Origin of the sequence: Paenibacillus phocaeensis, from assembly GCF_900021165.1 — a bacterium.
Lineage (GTDB): Bacteria > Bacillota > Bacilli > Paenibacillales > Paenibacillaceae > Fontibacillus > Fontibacillus phocaensis.
The window spans coordinates 58,989-76,327 of sequence record NZ_FCOQ01000022.1; the positions used below are offsets into that span (position 1 = coordinate 58,989).

The 17,339-nt window shown below is 53.0% G+C and carries 16 protein-coding genes; 15 read left to right on the forward strand and 1 reads right to left on the reverse strand.

Annotation, left to right across the window (positions count from 1 at the left end):
• Positions 1–121: 121 nt before the first annotated feature.
• From BN3795_RS15460 to BN3795_RS25605, 9 genes are all read left to right on the forward strand, one after another.
• Positions 122–2,767: a PBP1A family penicillin-binding protein gene (locus tag BN3795_RS15460; RefSeq protein ID WP_068785591.1), complete on the forward strand. Its 2,646-nt coding sequence runs from the start codon at positions 122–124 to the stop codon at positions 2,765–2,767.
• Between the two features lie 150 nt (positions 2,768–2,917).
• The gene (locus BN3795_RS15465) at positions 2,918–3,478 is read left to right on the forward strand and encodes a DUF402 domain-containing protein (RefSeq protein WP_068785592.1); all 561 of its coding nucleotides are present in this window, start codon (positions 2,918–2,920) and stop codon (positions 3,476–3,478) included.
• A 3-nt stretch (positions 3,479–3,481) separates the two neighbouring features.
• Complete coding sequence (locus BN3795_RS15470) at positions 3,482–4,168, forward strand: YdcF family protein (RefSeq protein ID WP_068785593.1); 687 nt, start codon at positions 3,482–3,484, stop codon at positions 4,166–4,168.
• Between the two features lie 110 nt (positions 4,169–4,278).
• Complete coding sequence (locus BN3795_RS15475) at positions 4,279–5,262, forward strand: AAA family ATPase (protein ID WP_068785594.1); 984 nt, start codon at positions 4,279–4,281, stop codon at positions 5,260–5,262.
• 24 nt (positions 5,263–5,286) lie between these two features.
• The gene (gene hflX, locus BN3795_RS15480) at positions 5,287–6,621 is read left to right on the forward strand and encodes a GTPase HflX (protein WP_068785595.1); all 1,335 of its coding nucleotides are present in this window, start codon (positions 5,287–5,289) and stop codon (positions 6,619–6,621) included.
• An 18-nt stretch (positions 6,622–6,639) separates the two neighbouring features.
• Positions 6,640–7,893, forward strand: a complete 1,254-nt coding sequence (locus BN3795_RS15485) for a methionine gamma-lyase family protein (protein WP_068785596.1) — start codon at positions 6,640–6,642, stop codon at positions 7,891–7,893.
• Between the two features lie 82 nt (positions 7,894–7,975).
• A complete protein-coding gene (locus BN3795_RS15490; RefSeq protein WP_068785597.1) occupies positions 7,976–8,377 on the forward strand; it encodes a MerR family transcriptional regulator in 402 nt (133 codons plus the stop codon).
• Positions 8,378–8,400: 23 nt separating this feature from the next.
• Positions 8,401–9,738: a type I glutamate--ammonia ligase gene (glnA, locus tag BN3795_RS15495; protein WP_068785598.1), complete on the forward strand. Its 1,338-nt coding sequence runs from the start codon at positions 8,401–8,403 to the stop codon at positions 9,736–9,738.
• A 158-nt stretch (positions 9,739–9,896) separates the two neighbouring features.
• The gene (locus BN3795_RS25605; protein ID WP_198524734.1) at positions 9,897–10,052 is read left to right on the forward strand and encodes a hypothetical protein; all 156 of its coding nucleotides are present in this window, start codon (positions 9,897–9,899) and stop codon (positions 10,050–10,052) included.
• A gap of 107 nt (positions 10,053–10,159) precedes the next feature.
• On the opposite strand, the gene lexA is transcribed toward BN3795_RS25605, so the two are convergent.
• Positions 10,160–10,786 (reverse strand): transcriptional repressor LexA, encoded by a 627-nt coding sequence (lexA, locus tag BN3795_RS15500; RefSeq protein ID WP_068785599.1) that lies wholly within the window; start codon positions 10,784–10,786, stop codon positions 10,160–10,162.
• A gap of 279 nt (positions 10,787–11,065) precedes the next feature.
• On the opposite strand from lexA, the gene BN3795_RS15505 reads away from it, so the two are divergent.
• From BN3795_RS15505 to metH, 6 genes are all read left to right on the forward strand, one after another.
• Positions 11,066–11,359 carry a LysM peptidoglycan-binding domain-containing protein gene (locus BN3795_RS15505; RefSeq protein WP_232729945.1) on the forward strand — a complete coding sequence of 98 codons (294 nt, stop codon included), beginning with the start codon at positions 11,066–11,068 and terminating at the stop codon, positions 11,357–11,359.
• A 164-nt stretch (positions 11,360–11,523) separates the two neighbouring features.
• Positions 11,524–11,697, forward strand: a complete 174-nt coding sequence (locus BN3795_RS25100; protein WP_110945203.1) for a DUF896 domain-containing protein — start codon at positions 11,524–11,526, stop codon at positions 11,695–11,697.
• Between the two features lie 12 nt (positions 11,698–11,709).
• Positions 11,710–12,240 (forward strand): hypothetical protein, encoded by a 531-nt coding sequence (locus BN3795_RS15510; protein ID WP_068785601.1) that lies wholly within the window; start codon positions 11,710–11,712, stop codon positions 12,238–12,240.
• A 45-nt stretch (positions 12,241–12,285) separates the two neighbouring features.
• Positions 12,286–13,083 (forward strand): HAD family hydrolase, encoded by a 798-nt coding sequence (locus tag BN3795_RS15515; protein WP_068785602.1) that lies wholly within the window; start codon positions 12,286–12,288, stop codon positions 13,081–13,083.
• Between the two features lie 66 nt (positions 13,084–13,149).
• Complete coding sequence (locus tag BN3795_RS15520; RefSeq protein WP_068785603.1) at positions 13,150–13,563, forward strand: FixH family protein; 414 nt, start codon at positions 13,150–13,152, stop codon at positions 13,561–13,563.
• 250 nt (positions 13,564–13,813) lie between these two features.
• On the forward strand, positions 13,814–17,257 hold the full coding sequence (gene metH / locus BN3795_RS15525) for a methionine synthase (RefSeq protein ID WP_068785604.1): 3,444 nt from the start codon (positions 13,814–13,816) through the stop codon (positions 17,255–17,257).
• Positions 17,258–17,339: the final 82 nt, after the last annotated feature.

A 17,339-nucleotide genomic window follows, 5' to 3' on the forward strand; every position in this document is an offset into this window, starting at 1 on the left:
GTGATATGATAATTTTGACGGAACGTAACGCCTCGTGATCAAAGGCTAAACCTCGTGATCAATAGTAAATTTTTGAACTACCTTGCAAAGCAGACTGGCAGGAAGGGAGTCAGAACAAACCATGTCTAGCAAAAGCCCATCAAGGCTGCAAAGAAGCGGCAAGCCGGACAAAACAGGTAAAGCGCCGAAAGCGCACAAAAAGAGAAAGCTGACGGCCAAGCGCGTGTTATGGACTTCATTTTTTACGATTGCTTTTGCGGTATTTTGCGCAATAGCAGGCTATATGTACATTACGGTCAGCGGTGAGAAAATCCTCTTGCAGAACGAGGACAAGCTGACCGTTTACGAAACGACGAAGGTGTATGACCGCACCGGGGTGTTGATGGGCGAATTGTCCATCGACAAGAGCGAACCGGTGGAATCCGACCAGATTCCGGAGCTGCTTAAGCAGGCTTTTGTGGCGACGGAGGATAAACGATTCCGCGAGCATAACGGAGTTGATTTGTGGTCGATCGGCCGGGCGGCCGTCAAGGATATCGTCGCCCGCTCTCTGGTGGAGGGCGGCAGTACGATTACGCAGCAGCTCGCCAAGAACATTTTCCTGAGCGCGGACAAAACCTTCTTCCGCAAAGCGACCGAAATGTCGATCGCGATGGCCTTGGAGCGTCACAAGACCAAGGATGAAATCCTGACGTTGTACTTGAACCGAATTCCTTTTGGCGGAACGGTTTATGGCATTAAGGCTGCATCGATTCGTTATTTTGGGAAGAGTGATTTGAATCAACTCGATGTATGGGAGATCGCGACGCTGGCGGCCATGCCAAAGGCGCCGTCCCGATACAATCCGCTGAAGAACCCTGAGCTGTCCAAGGAACGGCGGGCGGTGGTGCTCGACCTGATGTTTCAGGAGGGTTATATCACGGCGGAGCAGCGGGATGAAGCGAAGGCGGTGGACTACGATTACGAGCCGCCGGTGAAGAATCAAAGTTATCTGGCCTTCAAGGATTACGTCGTGGAGGAAGCCGAGGAGAAATTCGGGTTGACCGAAGACGAATTGAACCGCGGCGGCTATAAAATCTACACGACGATGGACGCCAAAGCGCAGAAGGCGCTGGAGAATGCGTTCGAGAACGACGATTTCTTCGAGAAGAGCAAGGATGACCAGCAGGTACAGGCTTCCATGGTCATCATGAACCATGAGAACGGCAGCCTGATCGCCTTGCTTGGTGGACGGGACTACGAGCGTAAAGGCTTCAGCCGGCTGAACAGCCGCCGTCAACCGGGCTCGGCGTTCAAACCGATCGTCTCGTATGCGCCAGCTCTGGAATCCGGCAAATTTACGCCGAACTCGCAGATCAGTAATGAGAAGCAGTGTTTTGGCAAATACTGTCCGACCAACCTGCACGGGTACTCCAAAACGATCAACCTGACGGATGCCTTGACGAAATCGGAGAATATCCCGGCCGTCTGGCTGTTGAATGAGATTGGCGTAGGTACCGGCGTCAAATATGCCGAAGCAATGGGCATCAAGATGGACAAAGATGACCGCAACCTGGCCATTGCCCTGGGCGGCTTGACTTACGGTACGAACACGCTGGAAATGGCCGGAGCGTTCAGCGTATTCGCCAATGGCGGCTCGTATAACCCGCCGTACTCAATCAAATCGATCGTCGATCACAACGGCGTGGAAAAATACAAATACAATGCACCGAAGCCGAAACGGGTCATCAGCGAACAAACCGCCTATTACATGACGACGATGATGCAAAACGTCGTGAACGACGGTACGGGAAAACGGGCGAAGCTGGACCGTCCGGTTGCCGGTAAAACGGGGACGACGCAGCATGGGATCCCGGGATTGAAGAGCAGCAAAAACCGCGATGTCTGGTTTGTCGGCTATACGCCGGAATGGACCGGAGCGGTCTGGATGGGATACGACAATCCGGACAAGAACCATCTGCTGAACGGCAGCAGCGGTCAAACGGCGGCTTTGTTCGCCGCCGTGATGAAGGAAGCGCTGAAAGGCGTGCCGGTGAAGGCTTTCCCGGTTCCGGAAAACTTACAGCAGGAAGAGCCGGAAGACCAAACGGAAACCGCAGCACCAACCGGATTAACCGCCGCGTATAACCCGGATACCGGAGCGGTCTCGCTTCAATGGACCGGGGTTGAAACAGCTGATGCGGTCTACCATGTCTACCGCCGGGAGGCGTCCGAATCGAAGTTCACCCATATCATGGATTCCGTAACGACAGAGGCGGAAGATATCAGCGTGACTCCGGGAACCGGATACGTTTATTACGTAACGGCTTACGACCCGGTAAATGCGGTGGAAAGCGAGCCGTCCAACAACGCTCAAGTGCTGATTGAAAGCGAGGAACCTCCAGCAGACGGAGAGACTCCCGGCCTGGATCCGGGGACATCGGTGGATCCTAACCTTCCGGGAGACGGGAACGGCAGTCAGGGCACACCGCCGGGAAGTGGCCAAGGAAATGGGGACGGCCAATCCAATGGCGGCAATGGCGATGGTAACGGAAACGGGAATGGCAATGGTAACGGTAACGGCAACGGGAATGGTAATGGCAACGGAGGGCAGAACGGGAACGACAACGGTCATGGCAACGATGGAAGCGGAAGCGATACGGACCTGCCTCCGATGGATGATATTGACGGTGGGGTTATCGTTCCGCCCGCCGATGGCGGGAACGGGACCGGGGGGACCAACGCTACGCAGGGAACCACGGACGGAGCCACAGGGTTCGGCGGATAAGCCGGAGGCACCCAACTCCCCAAGAAACCAACTTTCAGCCTTTCGCAAATGCGCGGCTGGGGGTTGGTTTTTTCTTGTGAAAATGGTTTTTGTGACTCTCTTTCAAATATGGTAAGCTGATAATACATTGTTTTGAAAGGGATCTAATATATGAAGCGAAAATTCGGAGACCGCGCGAATTGGCGCCGTGTAACCCATCGTCAATTCAAATCCAAGTATGTGGAGAGCGACGAGTTTACGGGATACGTCACACTGTACAGCATCTTTGCCTTGCGTGATCCGTTATGGAAAACCTACGGGGGGCACACCTTTCGGATTGCCGACAAGGGTTATACCTGGCTGCAGTATTATCCCAAGGGCGCTCATTTCGTCGTTACGGCAATGTTTGATGATCATGGCGAGATCGTGGAATGGTATATCGATGTTTGCAAGACGCAAGGAGTCACCGACCAGGGAGTGCCTTGGTTTGATGATTTATATCTGGATATCGTCGTGCTGAAAAATCGTGAAGTGTTCTTATTGGATGAAGACGAGCTGGACGAAGCCTTAACGAAAGGCCTTATATCGGTAAAAGATTACGATCTGGCAACGGAGACAGCCCGGCAATTACTTCAAGACATTAAGGAACGGCGTTTCCCTTATTTTCGCCTGTCCCTGGATCATTACCGGAGCGGGTTTATGACTTCGGAGCCGAATCAACCAGGGGGATAAACGATGCGTGATATCAAGTCAAGTGAAAGCATGAGCCTCAGGACGACACGAAGGAAGCGTAAAAGCCGCGTAGCCAAGAGGGTGATTCAATGGGGCGGCTTCATCGTTCTGCTCGGCATCGGTTGGATGTTGTTCGTCTTGTCCCAGATCGGCAGTATTGAGAGGAATCCGGCAGCCAACTCTGCCCTCAGTGAACCCGCCGATGTCGGGATCGTCCTCGGAGCCTCCCTTTGGGGGGACGTGCCAAGTCCGGGACTTCAGGAACGCCTGGAGCAGAGCCTGAAGGATTACGAAGCGGGGAAATTCAAATGGTTTCTGCTGACCGGAGGGTTGGATACGCCAAGCTCGAGATATACCGAAGCGGAGGGAATGGCCAATTATCTGGTGGAGCGTGGGGTTCCGCAGGAGAAGCTGCTGCTTGAGAACAAGGCTACCAGCACCTATGAGAACCTGAAATTCAGCCAGGAAATCATGGAGGAGAAGGGGTTTACCTCGGTGCTGATCGTGACTCACACCTATCACGGCAACCGTGCGCTGGAAATTGCCAGAGCGTTGGATTATGACGCCCCCCGTCTTTCCTTAACCGATTCCAAGGTATTGAAGCCGTTTCCGAACACGTTTCGGGAAATTTTGGCGTACTCCAAATGGAAGCTCGATCAACTGGGACTCGCTATCGGCCTGATCTCATGACAAAACTTCTAATAACGGACAGGGAGAGAGAATACATTTAGATGTGTGTTCCGTCAGTTGGCTTGATAGAACTTCTTCTCAGCCCTACCTTTATAAAGAGGTGATTTCCTATGTCTGGGCGTGTCATGGCCAGAAACGGCTCTTCCGATGAGAGACCGTCGCGTCAGATTAATGTGATTCTCCGCAGCACCGAACCGCCTGTCGTCTCGCAAGCCCTTGCGGAAAGCGAACCTCAGGCGTCGGCGAAAGGCTTGCCGCAGCAGGGGCTTTTTGCCGAAATTCAAAAGGAATTGGATCACCTGATCGGTTTGGATCATATTAAAGATTTAATGTACGAGATATATGCGCTGTTGCAAATTGCTTCCATGCGTTCGGAGGCGGGATTGCTCTCCGGGGCTCAAGTGTACCACATGGTATTCAAAGGCAATCCGGGAACAGGAAAAACCACGGTGGCGCGAATCGTCGCCAAAATGTTTCAGCGTCTGGGCGTGTTGAGCAAAGGGCACTTGATCGAGGTCGAACGTGCTGACTTGGTTGGTGAATATATCGGGCATACGGCGCAGAAAACGCGAGATTTGGTCAAAAAAGCGCTGGGCGGTATTTTGTTCATTGATGAGGCCTACAGTCTGGCGCGCGGCGGCGAGAAGGACTTCGGCAAGGAAGCGATCGATACGCTGGTCAAGGCGATGGAGGATCATAAGAACCAATTTATCCTCATCCTGGCCGGATACTCGGACGAGATGGATTTTTTCCTGTCGACCAACCCGGGGTTGCCTTCACGTTTTCCGATTCAAATGGACTTTCCGGACTATTCGATTGACCAGTTGATTCAAATTGCCGAAGGGATGGCGAAAGAGCGCGATTATATCTTAATGCCGCAGGCGATACTCAAATTAAAGCAGCATTTGCTGCGGGAGAAATGCGAGAGTGAGCAGGTGTTCAGCAATGCCCGTTATGTCCGCAACGTGATTGAACGATCCGTCCGGCAGCAAGCCGTACGGCTGCTGAATCAGTATGGTGGGGGCTCGCCGGGCAAGCTGGAGCTCATGACCATCCGAACCGAAGATCTGAAGCTTGATGCCAAAAAATCTTGAAGGTTGATTGAAGGAGTCGTGATCATGTCGAAGTTGCCTATGCACGAGACAACCAACCACCGCCCGGACGTGGCCGTATTGGTCAGCTTGGTTACGCCGGAGTCGAAGCAGAGCGGAATCGATCCCGAATATTCCCTGGCCGAGCTAGTGCAGCTGGCTGAAACGGCCGGGGTCGTGGTTGTCGAAACCGTCGTGCAAAATCGCGATAAACCCGATCCCCGGTGGTTGATCGGTAAAGGCAAAGTGCTGGAGCTCCGTGAAGTGCTTCAGCAGGCGGAGGCGAACACCGCTATTTTCGATCAGGAATTGGCCGGAGCCCAGGTGCGCAACTTGGAGGAAATGCTGGACGTTAAAATCATCGACCGAACTCAGCTGATCCTGGATATTTTTGCGCAGCGGGCGAAAACGCGGGAAGGGATTATTCAAGTGGAGCTGGCTCAATTGACTTACCTGCTCCCGCGTTTGTCCGGGCACGGGAAGAACCTGTCCCGCTTAGGCGGCGGAATTGGTACGCGGGGGCCGGGGGAAAGCCAGCTGGAAACGGATCGGCGCCATATTCGCCGGCGGATCGGTGAATTGAAGCGTCAACTGGAAGAAGTCACCCGGCATCGCCAGCTCCATCGGGCGCGGCGGAAGGAAACCGGCGTGGTGCAAATTGCGCTGGTCGGGTATACCAATGCCGGGAAATCAACGCTTCTGAAAGCGATGACCTCAGCCGACGTCTATGTAGAGAACCAGCTGTTTGCCACGCTCGATCCAACAACCCGCCTGCTGCCGCTGCCGGGCGGCAAGGAAGTGGTATTGACCGACACGGTTGGGTTTATTCAAAATCTGCCGCATGACTTGGTCGCCGCCTTCCGGGCTACGCTGGAGGAGGTGAATGAGGCCGACCTGATTCTTCATGTTGTCGATGCATCCTCACCGATGCGGGAGAAGCAAGTAGAAGTGGTCGACCGGATTTTGGACGAATTGGGGGCCGGGGGGAAGCCGCAAATTGTTTTATTTAACAAAAGGGATATTTGCCCGCCGGAACGGCTGCAGATGCTGCCTGCCGGCGAAGGGTACCTGATGATCTCGGCATTTGACGACAAGGATTTGGCCGCCATTCGCGAAGCCGTGCAGCGCAAGCTGTCCGGAGGAACGAAGACCTTCCGGATTCCGGCGGATCGAGGAGATCTTACCCCGGTGTTATATCGGGTTGGGGAAGTGGTAGACAAGCAGATGGACGAGGATGACATGATCTACGAAATCGATGTAAACCGGGCGGATTTCGAGAAATATGGCTATCAACTAGCCCCTTATGCCATTCCCAAACCCAATCCTCAAGCAGAGAACACCACCAACGATGGACTAGATTAAGGGAGAGATAACGTAACGATGGCAGTATTTTCAGAAGAAATCGTACATTGGCTGGAAGCCGCTGAACGGCAGGCGCAAAGCCGGTTTCGGGAGATTGACCGAATCGTCGATCACAATCAATGGAAGGTCATTGAAGCTTTTCAGCATCGCCAAGTCAGCGATTATCATTTTGCAGGCTCCACGGGGTACGCCTACAATGACCGAGGCCGCGAAGTGTTGGATCTGGTGTATGCGGACGTATTCGGCGCAGAGGCTGCGCTGGTACGGCCGCATTTCGCTTCCGGCACGCATACGATCGCCACAGCGTTGTTCGGGGTCTTGCGGCCTGGGGACGAATTGCTCTATATCACAGGCCGCCCATATGATACACTACATAAAGTAATTGGAACAGCCGGGGATGGCAGCGGCTCGCTGCAGGATTTCGGGATCGCTTATAATGAAACCGCATTGCTTGCCGACGGCTCCGTGGATTGGGACGCGGTGAAGGCCAAAGTTACCGGCCGGACCAAAGTCATCGGGATCCAGCGCTCCCGCGGTTACGATTGGAGGGATTCCTTCACCGTGGAGCAGATCGGTGAGATGGTTCGACGGGCCAAGGAGATCAAGCCGGATCTAATTGTGTTCGTGGACAACTGCTACGGTGAATTTACCGAGGAACGGGAACCGACGGAGGTGGGAGCCGATCTGATCGCCGGTTCGCTGATTAAAAATCCCGGAGGAGGCTTGGCGGAAACCGGGGGGTATATCTGCGGCCGTCAGGACTTGGTGAAGTTAGCTTCCTACCGTTTGACCGCACCGGGGATTGGCGGCGAAGTTGGGGCGATGTTAGGGACAACCCGAGGGATCTATCAAGGTCTGTTCTTAGCGCCGACCATCGTAGGACAGGCCGTTAAGGGTAGCATTCTGGCTGCGGCATTGTTTGAGCGGGCAGGATTTCGAACCAGGCCGGGCTGGGAGGACTCGCGCAGCGATCTGATCCAGGCGATTGCCTTCGACACGCCGGAGCAACTGATCGCGTTCGTTCAAGGCATTCAGCGGGCTGCGGCAGTGGATGGCCACGTAGTGCCTGAGGCTTGGGATATGCCGGGATATGATCACCCTGTGATCATGGCGGCAGGGACATTTATTCAAGGCGGTAGCTTGGAATTGTCTGCCGATGCTCCGATCCGCGCCCCGTATATCGCTTATATGCAAGGCGGCTTAACCTATTCTCATGTTAAATTTGGGCTCCTTACCGCTCTTCAGTCGATGAAGGACCGCAACTTGTTGTAAGTTATCCTAACATAACTATTGACATGTTAGGATAACTCACATATCATAAGGTCATGAGAATCTAACTGGAAGGTTGAGAGCGATGAGTGAGGAAATTCGCAGAAATATGGCCTTGTTTCCTATTGGTATCGTTATGAAACTTACGGATTTAACGGCAAGACAAATACGATATTACGAGCAGCACGAATTGATTGTACCCGCACGTACCTCGGGAAATCAGCGGATGTTTTCCCTCAATGACGTCGAGCGATTGCTGGAGATCAAGGGTCTCATCGATAAAGGTGTGAATATCGCCGGGATCAAGCAGGTCATGAATCCGATGTCCCAGGATGCGACCGTCATTACGAAGGACACGGAAGAGAAGCGGAAGGAAATGACAGATTCCCAAATTTACCGCATGTTGAAGCAGCAGTTGGTGTCAGGGAACAAACCGGGACAAGTTTCTTTAATTCAAGGCGAACTTTCTCGGTTTTTCAAAAAATAATCTAAACGTTGGGAGAGGTTAGGGTGAGTAACACGAGTTACACCAAAGAGGACATTTTGCGCATTGCCAAAGAAGAGAACGTACGTTTCATCCGTTTACAGTTCACGGATTTACTAGGAACCATTAAAAACGTGGAAATCCCGGTCAGCCAATTGGAGAAAGCGTTGGACAACAAGATGATGTTTGACGGTTCTTCGATTGAAGGGTATGTTCGGATCGAGGAGTCCGACATGTACCTCTTCCCGGATCTGGACACTTGGGTCATTTTCCCATGGGTAACCGAAGACCGCGTAGCGCGTTTGATTTGCGATGTGTACATGCCTGATGGTACTCCGTTTGCCGGCGATCCGCGCGGGATTCTGAAACGTGCGCTCAAGGAAGCCGAGGAGATGGGCTACACCTCAATGAACGTTGGACCGGAACCGGAATTCTTCCTGTTCAAAACTGACGATAAAGGCAACCCTACCACCGAGTTGAATGACCAAGGCGGATACTTCGACTTGGCTCCTACGGATCTCGGGGAGAACTGCCGCCGCGAAATCGTATTGACGCTGGAGGAAATGGGCTTTGAAATCGAAGCTTCTCACCACGAAGTGGCTCCGGGTCAGCATGAAATCGACTTTAAATACGCGGATGCGATTAAAGCTGCCGACCAAATTCAAACTTTCAAATTGGTAGTTAAGACGATTGCTCGTCAGCATGGGCTTCATGCCACCTTTATGCCTAAACCGCTGTTTGGCGTGAATGGTTCCGGGATGCACTGCCACCAGTCGCTGTTCAAAGGCAATGTGAATGCATTCTATGACGAAAGCGATAATCTGGGGCTCAGCAAGGAAGCTCGTCACTACATGGCCGGTATTCTGAAGCATGCCCGCGCATTTGCCGCAATCACGAACCCGACCGTGAACTCTTACAAACGTCTCGTTCCGGGATATGAAGCGCCTTGTTACGTTGCTTGGTCTTCGAGCAACCGTAGTCCGATGATTCGGATTCCGGCTTCCCGGGGCCTGAGCACGCGGGTCGAAGTGCGTAATCCGGACCCGGCCGCCAACCCTTATCTGGCATTGGCCGTGATGTTGAAAGCCGGTCTGGACGGGATTAAGAACGAGCTGCCGCTGGTGGATCCGGTAGACCGCAACATTTACGTGATGTCGGAGGAAGAACGGGTCGAAGAAGGCATTCCGAGCTTGCCTTCCGATTTGAAAGAAGCGTTGGGCGAGCTGCTGCGCAGCGAAATCATCTGCGATGCGCTGGGAGATCATGCCTTGACTCATTTCTATGAGTTGAAAGAAATCGAATGGGACATCTTCCGCACGCAGGTTCATCAATGGGAACGTGATCAATACATGACCTTGTACTAAACCACTACGCTAAAGTGGCTCCTGAATGATCAGGGGCCGCTTTTTTATGCCTTGTTTCGGGTGAAGTCATGAATTACAGTTTATGGATTTCAAAAAATGCCATGATTTAGCCGGAAATGGGACAACTTATAGGTATGAACTAAGGAGGTTAAACGAAGATGATTGTGACCGAATTGAAAAGATACCAACGCCGACGTTATCGGCTGAAGCAATGGTGGATTAGCGAACGTGCGGGGTTCGGCTGGGGTACGCGCGGCCGGCGGGAAAAGAACGGCTACAATCCGATGAACTCCACGAACTTCGAGTGGGAGTAAAGGGGAAGCGGTGCGGTGCCGGTCATACGCAAACAGGACGAAGCCGATAACGATCGCTTCGTCCTGCCTGGTGATTGCATCCTGCTGCGCTGAATGGAAGCCTCAAATTAGTGCAAGTCGCGGAATAGACCGATGACCTTGCCCAGGATGGTCACATGCTTCAAACGAAGCGGTTCCATCGTCGCATTCTCGGGCTGGAGGCGGATATGGTCGCTCTCCTTATAAAACGTCTTGACCGTCGCTTCGTCATCCTCCGTCATGGCGACAACGATATCTCCGTTGTTGGCCGTTTGTTGTTGACGGACGATCACATAATCCCCACTATGTATCCCGGCTTCGATCATGCTGTCGCCGACCACGGAAAGCATAAATATCTCTCCGTCAGCCGCGTAGTGCTCGGGCAGCGGAAAATAATCTTCAATATTCTCCGTCGCCGTGATAGGCATGCCTGCAGTGACTTTCCCGACAACGGGAACACGGGCAATGCTATGTGCAAATAAATTGTAATTCTCCGACTCCTCTTGGCCTAACAACTCGATGGCGCGCGGCTTCGTCGGGTCTCGGCGGATAAATCCCTTCTTCTCCAGTCGGTCCAAATGGCCGTGAACGGTGGAGCTGGACGCCAATCCCACTGCTTCGCCGATCTCCCGCACAGAAGGAGGATAACCCTTGGCGCGTACTTCGTTGCGAATAAATTCAAGAATGGCCTGTTGCCGGCTTGATACCTTTGACATGTACGGATCAACCCCATTTAGTAACGTTTGGAAAAATTATAACACAGAACTTCCGTTCGTACAAACATTAGTTCTAAATCAAATAGAAGAAAGCCAATAAATATGAAAAAAAGAGAACAACCGTTCGAAAAACTATTGAATCAAACAAATGTTCGTGTTATATTGATTACAGAAAACAGAACACTTGTTTGGAGTGATGGCTAAATGTTGAAGTATAGTTCCTATCAAAGCATCTACGAGCAACCTTCTTTTCGTCGTCCAGTGGAGAGAAGCTTACATATGAATGGATTCCTGAAGAGCAGATGGTCCAAAATCGCCGTTCTTCTGCTCCTCATCAGCCTTACTTGTACGGGGATGGTTCAGGCCTTTGCAGCTTCCCTTGAGACTTCCGAGGCGGTTAACCCGGCGCAATACGTTGTGGTTATGCCTGGGGATACCCTATGGGAAATAGCTGTGGCTCATAAGCCGCAGGGACAGGATACAAGAGTTTACATTCAGAAGCTGATGCGGTCGAACGGGCTGCATACCAGCTCAATTCAAGCCGGGGATACACTGATGCTGCCGGGTCGATAATGGATGCTGGCCGAGGTTATTATTATAGGTAGAGCAGGAGCTTGTTTTCAGGTTACGACTGGGGTTGTCGTCGCCTTGACAAGCTCTTTTTCTCATGTCAAAGTAAGAATTAATGCCCGTGAAACTTCATGGGGAGTAAGTATATAAAGAAGCGGGAGGAACTTATGGATATTGATACGTTGGTTAAGCGGATTAACGAGCTGGCTCGTAAGGCGAAGCAAGAAGGATTATCGCAGGACGAAATCCTGGAAAGAGCTCAGCTTCGGGAGACGTATCTGCAAAACGTTCGCAGGAATTTTCGGCAACAGCTCGAGTCGATCGAGATTGTAGATAAATAGGGAGGAACAGGTATGGGTTCGTTTGACCGTAAAGTAGAGCGTAATCAGCTCAAAATGAGCAAGAAAGGCAAGGGACCAAACGTCGGGAAGGGGACGCGAAATTCGCGGTCTTCGCTTGGAGCGAGTGGAGAAGGCGATGTATTTAAAGGGCGCAACATCATTTTGCCCGTTGCGTTGTTTCTGCTGGCCCTACTGTATGCCAGCGTAGGAATCATCGGCAACTCCGCAGAAGTGAACTCGTTCCTGTATTGGGCGACGATCTTTCTGTATATCGTGCTGGCCTTGGCCATCTTCTTGCGCAAGCCTTATTTGCGTGTGAACAAAAGCGGGTTGTACACTTCGAAATTTAATCGGGACCGGATGTTGGATGCGGGGAACATCAGCAAAATCAAGGTTAGCCGCAACAAAGTCGTGATCGAACCCAAGACGCGGGAACCCAAATGGGTGTTCTACCGCACCCGCAACCGGTTTGATACGGAAGCGATGGCTGAACGGCTGGAGCTGTATGCCAATACCCATCATGTGAAGCTGGAGAAAGAATAAACCTTTTGCGATAATATGCGATAAGAATGGAGAGGGCTGGGACGAATGACGATCAAGGCGGTTTGTTTTGACCTGGACGACACGCTGCTCTGGGATGATCGGAGCGTAAGAGAGGCTTTTGCAGCAACCTGTGAAAGTGCGGCGGCCAAGGCGGAAGGATTGGATCCGGAGCAACTGGAAGAAGCAGTACGCCGGGAAGCACGGAGCTTGTATGAATCCTATGAAACTTATCCTTTCACGAAGATGATCGGGATCAATCCGTTCGAGGGACTATGGGCAACGTTCTCGGCGGGGGAACAACCGGAGTTTCGCCAATTGGAGCAGTTAGCCCCAATCTATCGTAAGGAATCCTGGCGGCGCGGGCTGCACTCGCTTGGAGTGGACGACGAGGATCTGGCCGGAGAGCTGGCGGAACAGTTCGGTCGCGAACGCCGTTCCCGTCCGCATGTGTATGAGGAGACATTCCAGGTCTTGAAGGAACTCAAAGGGAAGGTGAAGCTGCTGCTGCTGACGAACGGCTGCCCCGCGCTGCAGCAGGAGAAGCTGGACGGCGTTCCGGAGCTGGCGCCCTATTTCGACGAGATTGTGATCTCGGGGAGTTTCGGTAAAGGGAAGCCGGATCCGTCCATTTTCCGCCATGCGCTGGAACGTCTGGCGATTGAACCGGGGGAGGGAATCATGGTCGGGGACAAGCTGACGACGGATATCAAAGGGGCGCTTAGTGTCGGAATGACTGCGGTCTGGGTGAACCGGGACGGCAAGTCCCTCACCGGCGAGATCGTACCGGATTATGAGATCAAGCATTTGTCCGAATTATATGATCTCTTGGATAAGCTGGCTTAAACGGATTAGCAATCGACATACTTGTTAGGATCGAGGGTCATCCGCTGCGGAAGGAGGGGAATCTGAATGAAAGTTAGTAGGAAATCAGGGCTGCTCGCGGCCATCATGCTTGCGTTAGTCGTTGTCGCCGGATGCGGTCGCGGCGAGTCGACGGAAGCTCAGGCAGATGCGGCATTAGAGCCTATTCAAGTTGAACTTGAAGTCACACCATCCGCGCTCAAAGCCGGGGAAACTGTGAAGTTTACGGCGAAGGTGACGCATCGCGGCGAGAACGTGGACGATGCGAAGGAAGTCATGTTCGAATTTTGGAATACCTCGGTCGACAACGCCAAGCACAGTCAGGTCAAAGTGAAAGGCGCAGGGGAGGGGACCTATGTGCTGGAGCATACGTTGAAGGAGCCGGGAACCTATGAAGTGATTTCCCATGTCACCGCACGTGATCAACATTCGATGCCGTCGAAGCAATTTACGGTGGAGTAAGCTCGCCGTCTGCCCTGAGGATCAGCTGCTATCCCCCGATTGGGGGATGGCGGCTTTTTTGTTTTTGTGAATTCCCGAATTTTTCAAGCTACAAAGCATGGGTTTGTTCGGATTTTAATTCTAAGTTGATTGATAGGATAACATTAATATTATTAAAGGGGAGAAGTGACGGGAAATCGTCAACCTCTCTTTTCTTCAACGCTTTATTCTGTTAAACTAAAACGTAACGTTTTACGGGAGGGACATGATCATGAGTAAACCTAGCCTGCTCGAAAGAATGAAAGAACGAATATTAATCCTCGATGGCGCCATGGGCACCATGATTCAGCAGGAGAACCTGTCTCCAGCCGATTTCGGCGGCGATGAGCTGGACGGCTGCAACGAAATGCTTGTGCTCACCCGTCCGGATGTGATTCGCGGCATCCATGAGAAATATCTCGAAGCAGGTGCTGATCTGATCGAAACCAATACGTTTGGTGCGACATCTGTCGTGCTGGCTGAATACGATATCCCGCAGAAGGCGCGTGAAATCAATTGGGCTGCGGCCAAGCTCGCGATTGAAGCAGCGGAAAAATACAGTACCCCGGAGCACCCCCGCTATGTGGTGGGGATTCTTGGGCCTACGACGAAAACCCTGTCCGTTACCGGCGGCGTCACGTTCGATGAATTGACAGCCAGCTATGCGGAGCAGGCGGCAGCGTTGATCGAAGCCGGCGTGGATGCGCTGATGCTGGAGACCTCGCAGGACACGCTGAATGTGAAGGCAGGGAGCATCGGGATCAAGCAGGCGTTCAGCGATACGGGGATCGCTTTACCGCTGATGATCTCCGGTACGATCGAGCCGATGGGCACGACATTGGCGGGCCAGAATATCGAAGCTTTCTACATTTCGCTGGAGCATTTGAATCCGATCTCCGTCGGCCTAAACTGCGCAACCGGACCGGAGTTTATGCGAGATCATATCCGGACCTTGTCGGGACTGGCGCATGCAGCGGTCAGCTGTCACCCGAACGCCGGTTTGCCGGATGAGAACGGGATTTACCACGAGTCCCCGGATTCGCTGGCGCAGAAAATGTCCGCTTTCGCCGAGCAGGGCTGGTTGAATATTGCTGGCGGCTGCTGCGGGACAACCCCGGCCCATATTGCCGCATTAGCGAATACGTTGAAAGATTATCGGCCCCGCGAACTGGCAGGTAACCATCTGCCGGCACTCTCCGGCATCGAGCCGGTTTATATCGAATCGGCGAACCGGCCTTATCTGGTTGGGGAACGCACGAACGTTCTGGGGTCACGCAAGTTTAAACGGCTGATCGTCGAAGGCAAATATGAAGAAGCCTCTGAGATCGCTCGTGCCCAAGTGAAGAACGGGGCTCAGGTTGTCGATGTTTGCGTGCAGGATCCGGATCGCGATGAAGCGGAGGATATCCAGAAATTCCTTGAGCTGGTTGTCAAGAAAGTCAAGGTGCCGCTGATGATCGATACAACCGATCCGAAAGTGCTTGATTTGGCGCTTCAATATTGCCAGGGGAAATCAATTATTAACTCCATTAACTTGGAGGACGGCGAAGAGAAGTTCGAGCGTGTGACACCGCTGATTCATAAATACGGCGCAGCGGTGGTCGTAGGCACAATCGATGAGCGGGGGCAAGCGATCACGCGGGAAGACAAGCTGGAGGTCGCCAAACGTTCGCATGACCTGCTTGTTCATAAATATGGACTCCAATCGGAGGATTTGATTTTCGATCCGCTTGTTTTTCCGGTCGGTACCGGGGATGAGCAATACATTGGGTCGGCGAAGGAAACGATCGAAGGGATCCGGCTGATCAAAGAAGCGCTGCCGAAAGTGCATACCGTGCTGGGGATCAGTAACGTATCCTTTGGCCTCCCCGAAGCGGGCCGCGAGGTGCTGAATTCGGTGTTCCTGTACGAATGTACCAAGGCAGGTCTCGATTACGCGATCGTCAACACGGAGAAGCTGGAACGCTATGCCAAGATCCCGGATGAGGAACGCCGATTGGCAGAGGAGCTGATCTACCACACCAATGATGAGACGTTGGCCGCGTTCGTAGCAGCCTTTCGGAACAAGAAGGTGGAGAAGGTCGAGAAATCGACACAGCTAACTCTTGAGGAACGTCTGGCTTCCTATGTCGTGGAAGGCACGAAGGAAGGATTGATTCCAGATCTTGAAGAGGCGCTGAAGAAATACACTGCGCTCGAGGTCATTAACGGTCCGCTTATGGCGGGCATGGAAGAAGTTGGCCGGTTGTTTAATAACAATGAGCTGATCGTGGCAGAGGTCTTGCAAAGCGCCGAGGTCATGAAGGCTTCCGTGGCCTACCTTGAACCGTTTATGGAGAAGAACCAAACCAGCGTGAAGGGTAAAATCCTGCTGGCAACGGTGAAAGGCGACGTGCATGATATCGGCAAAAACCTGGTCGAGATCATTCTCTCCAACAACGGTTACCGGATCGTCAATTTGGGCATAAAAGTACCACCGGAGCGCATTATCGAGGCGTATCGGCAGGAGCAAGCGGACGCGATCGGACTCTCCGGCCTGCTGGTGAAATCGGCGCAGCAAATGGTCACGACGGCGCAGGATTTGCGAAATGCCGGCATTGACATCCCGATCCTTGTGGGCGGAGCAGCGCTTACCCGCAAATTCACCAAGACGCGGATCCGGCCGGAATACGACGGTATGGTCGTATACGCCAAGGACGCGATGGACGGCCTTGATTTGGCCAACAAGCTGATGGATCCGGCCGCCCGGGAGCAGATGCGCCTTGAAATGGAAGCGGAGCGAGATACGGATCGGGCCGTAGCCGTTGCGGATCCGCTGCCGGAGCTGACCCGTGTGGAGCGCTCCAAAATCTCGACGGATGCCCCGGTCTATCTTCCGCCTGATCTGGAACGGCATGTGCTTCGCGATTATCCGATTGGTCATATTACGCCTTATATCAATATGCAAATGCTGCTGGGCCATCATTTGGGGCTGCGCGGCTCGGTAGAGCAGCAGTTGGCGGCGGGTGAAGCGAAGGCAGTGCAACTGAAGGAGACGGTCGATCAAATCCTGCTCGAAGCGGTAACCGACGGGATCATCCGCACGCAAGCGATGTATCGATTCTTCCCGGCGCAATCGTCCGGTAACGATATTCTGATCTACGATCCGGTCGAGCCCGGCAAAGTCCTGAAGCGGTTCAGCTTCCCTCGCCAGAAGGTCGAGCCTTACCTGTGCTTGGCGGATTTCTTGAAATCGGTGGACAGCGGGCAAATGGATTACGTGGGGTTCCTGGTGGTCACCGCCGGACAAGGTGTCCGGGATTTGTCCGAGAAATGGAAGGAACAAGGCGAATATCTGCGCTCCCACGTTCTGCAGGCGGTAGCGCTGGAGCTGGCCGAAGCGCTGGCGGAGCGGGTTCACCATATCATGCGGGATACCTGGGGATTCCCGGATCCGGCGAACATGACGATGAAACAACGACATGGCGCACGATATCAAGGGATTCGCGTGTCATTCGGCTACCCGGCTTGCCCGGACCTCGAAGATCAACAGCTGTTGTTTGATCTGATGCAGCCGGAGGACATCGGCATCACTTTGACGGAAGGGTTCATGATGGAGCCGGAAGCCTCCGTCTCGGCGATGGTCTTCGCGCATCCGGAAGCCCAATATTTTAACGTGGACAAAGCTGGGGTATAATCCCATAAAGAAGCTCCTTGGCAAACCCTCCGAACTTCGGAGGGTTTTGGCAATCTGGACGTCGGATGAAGCCCTATTTTAG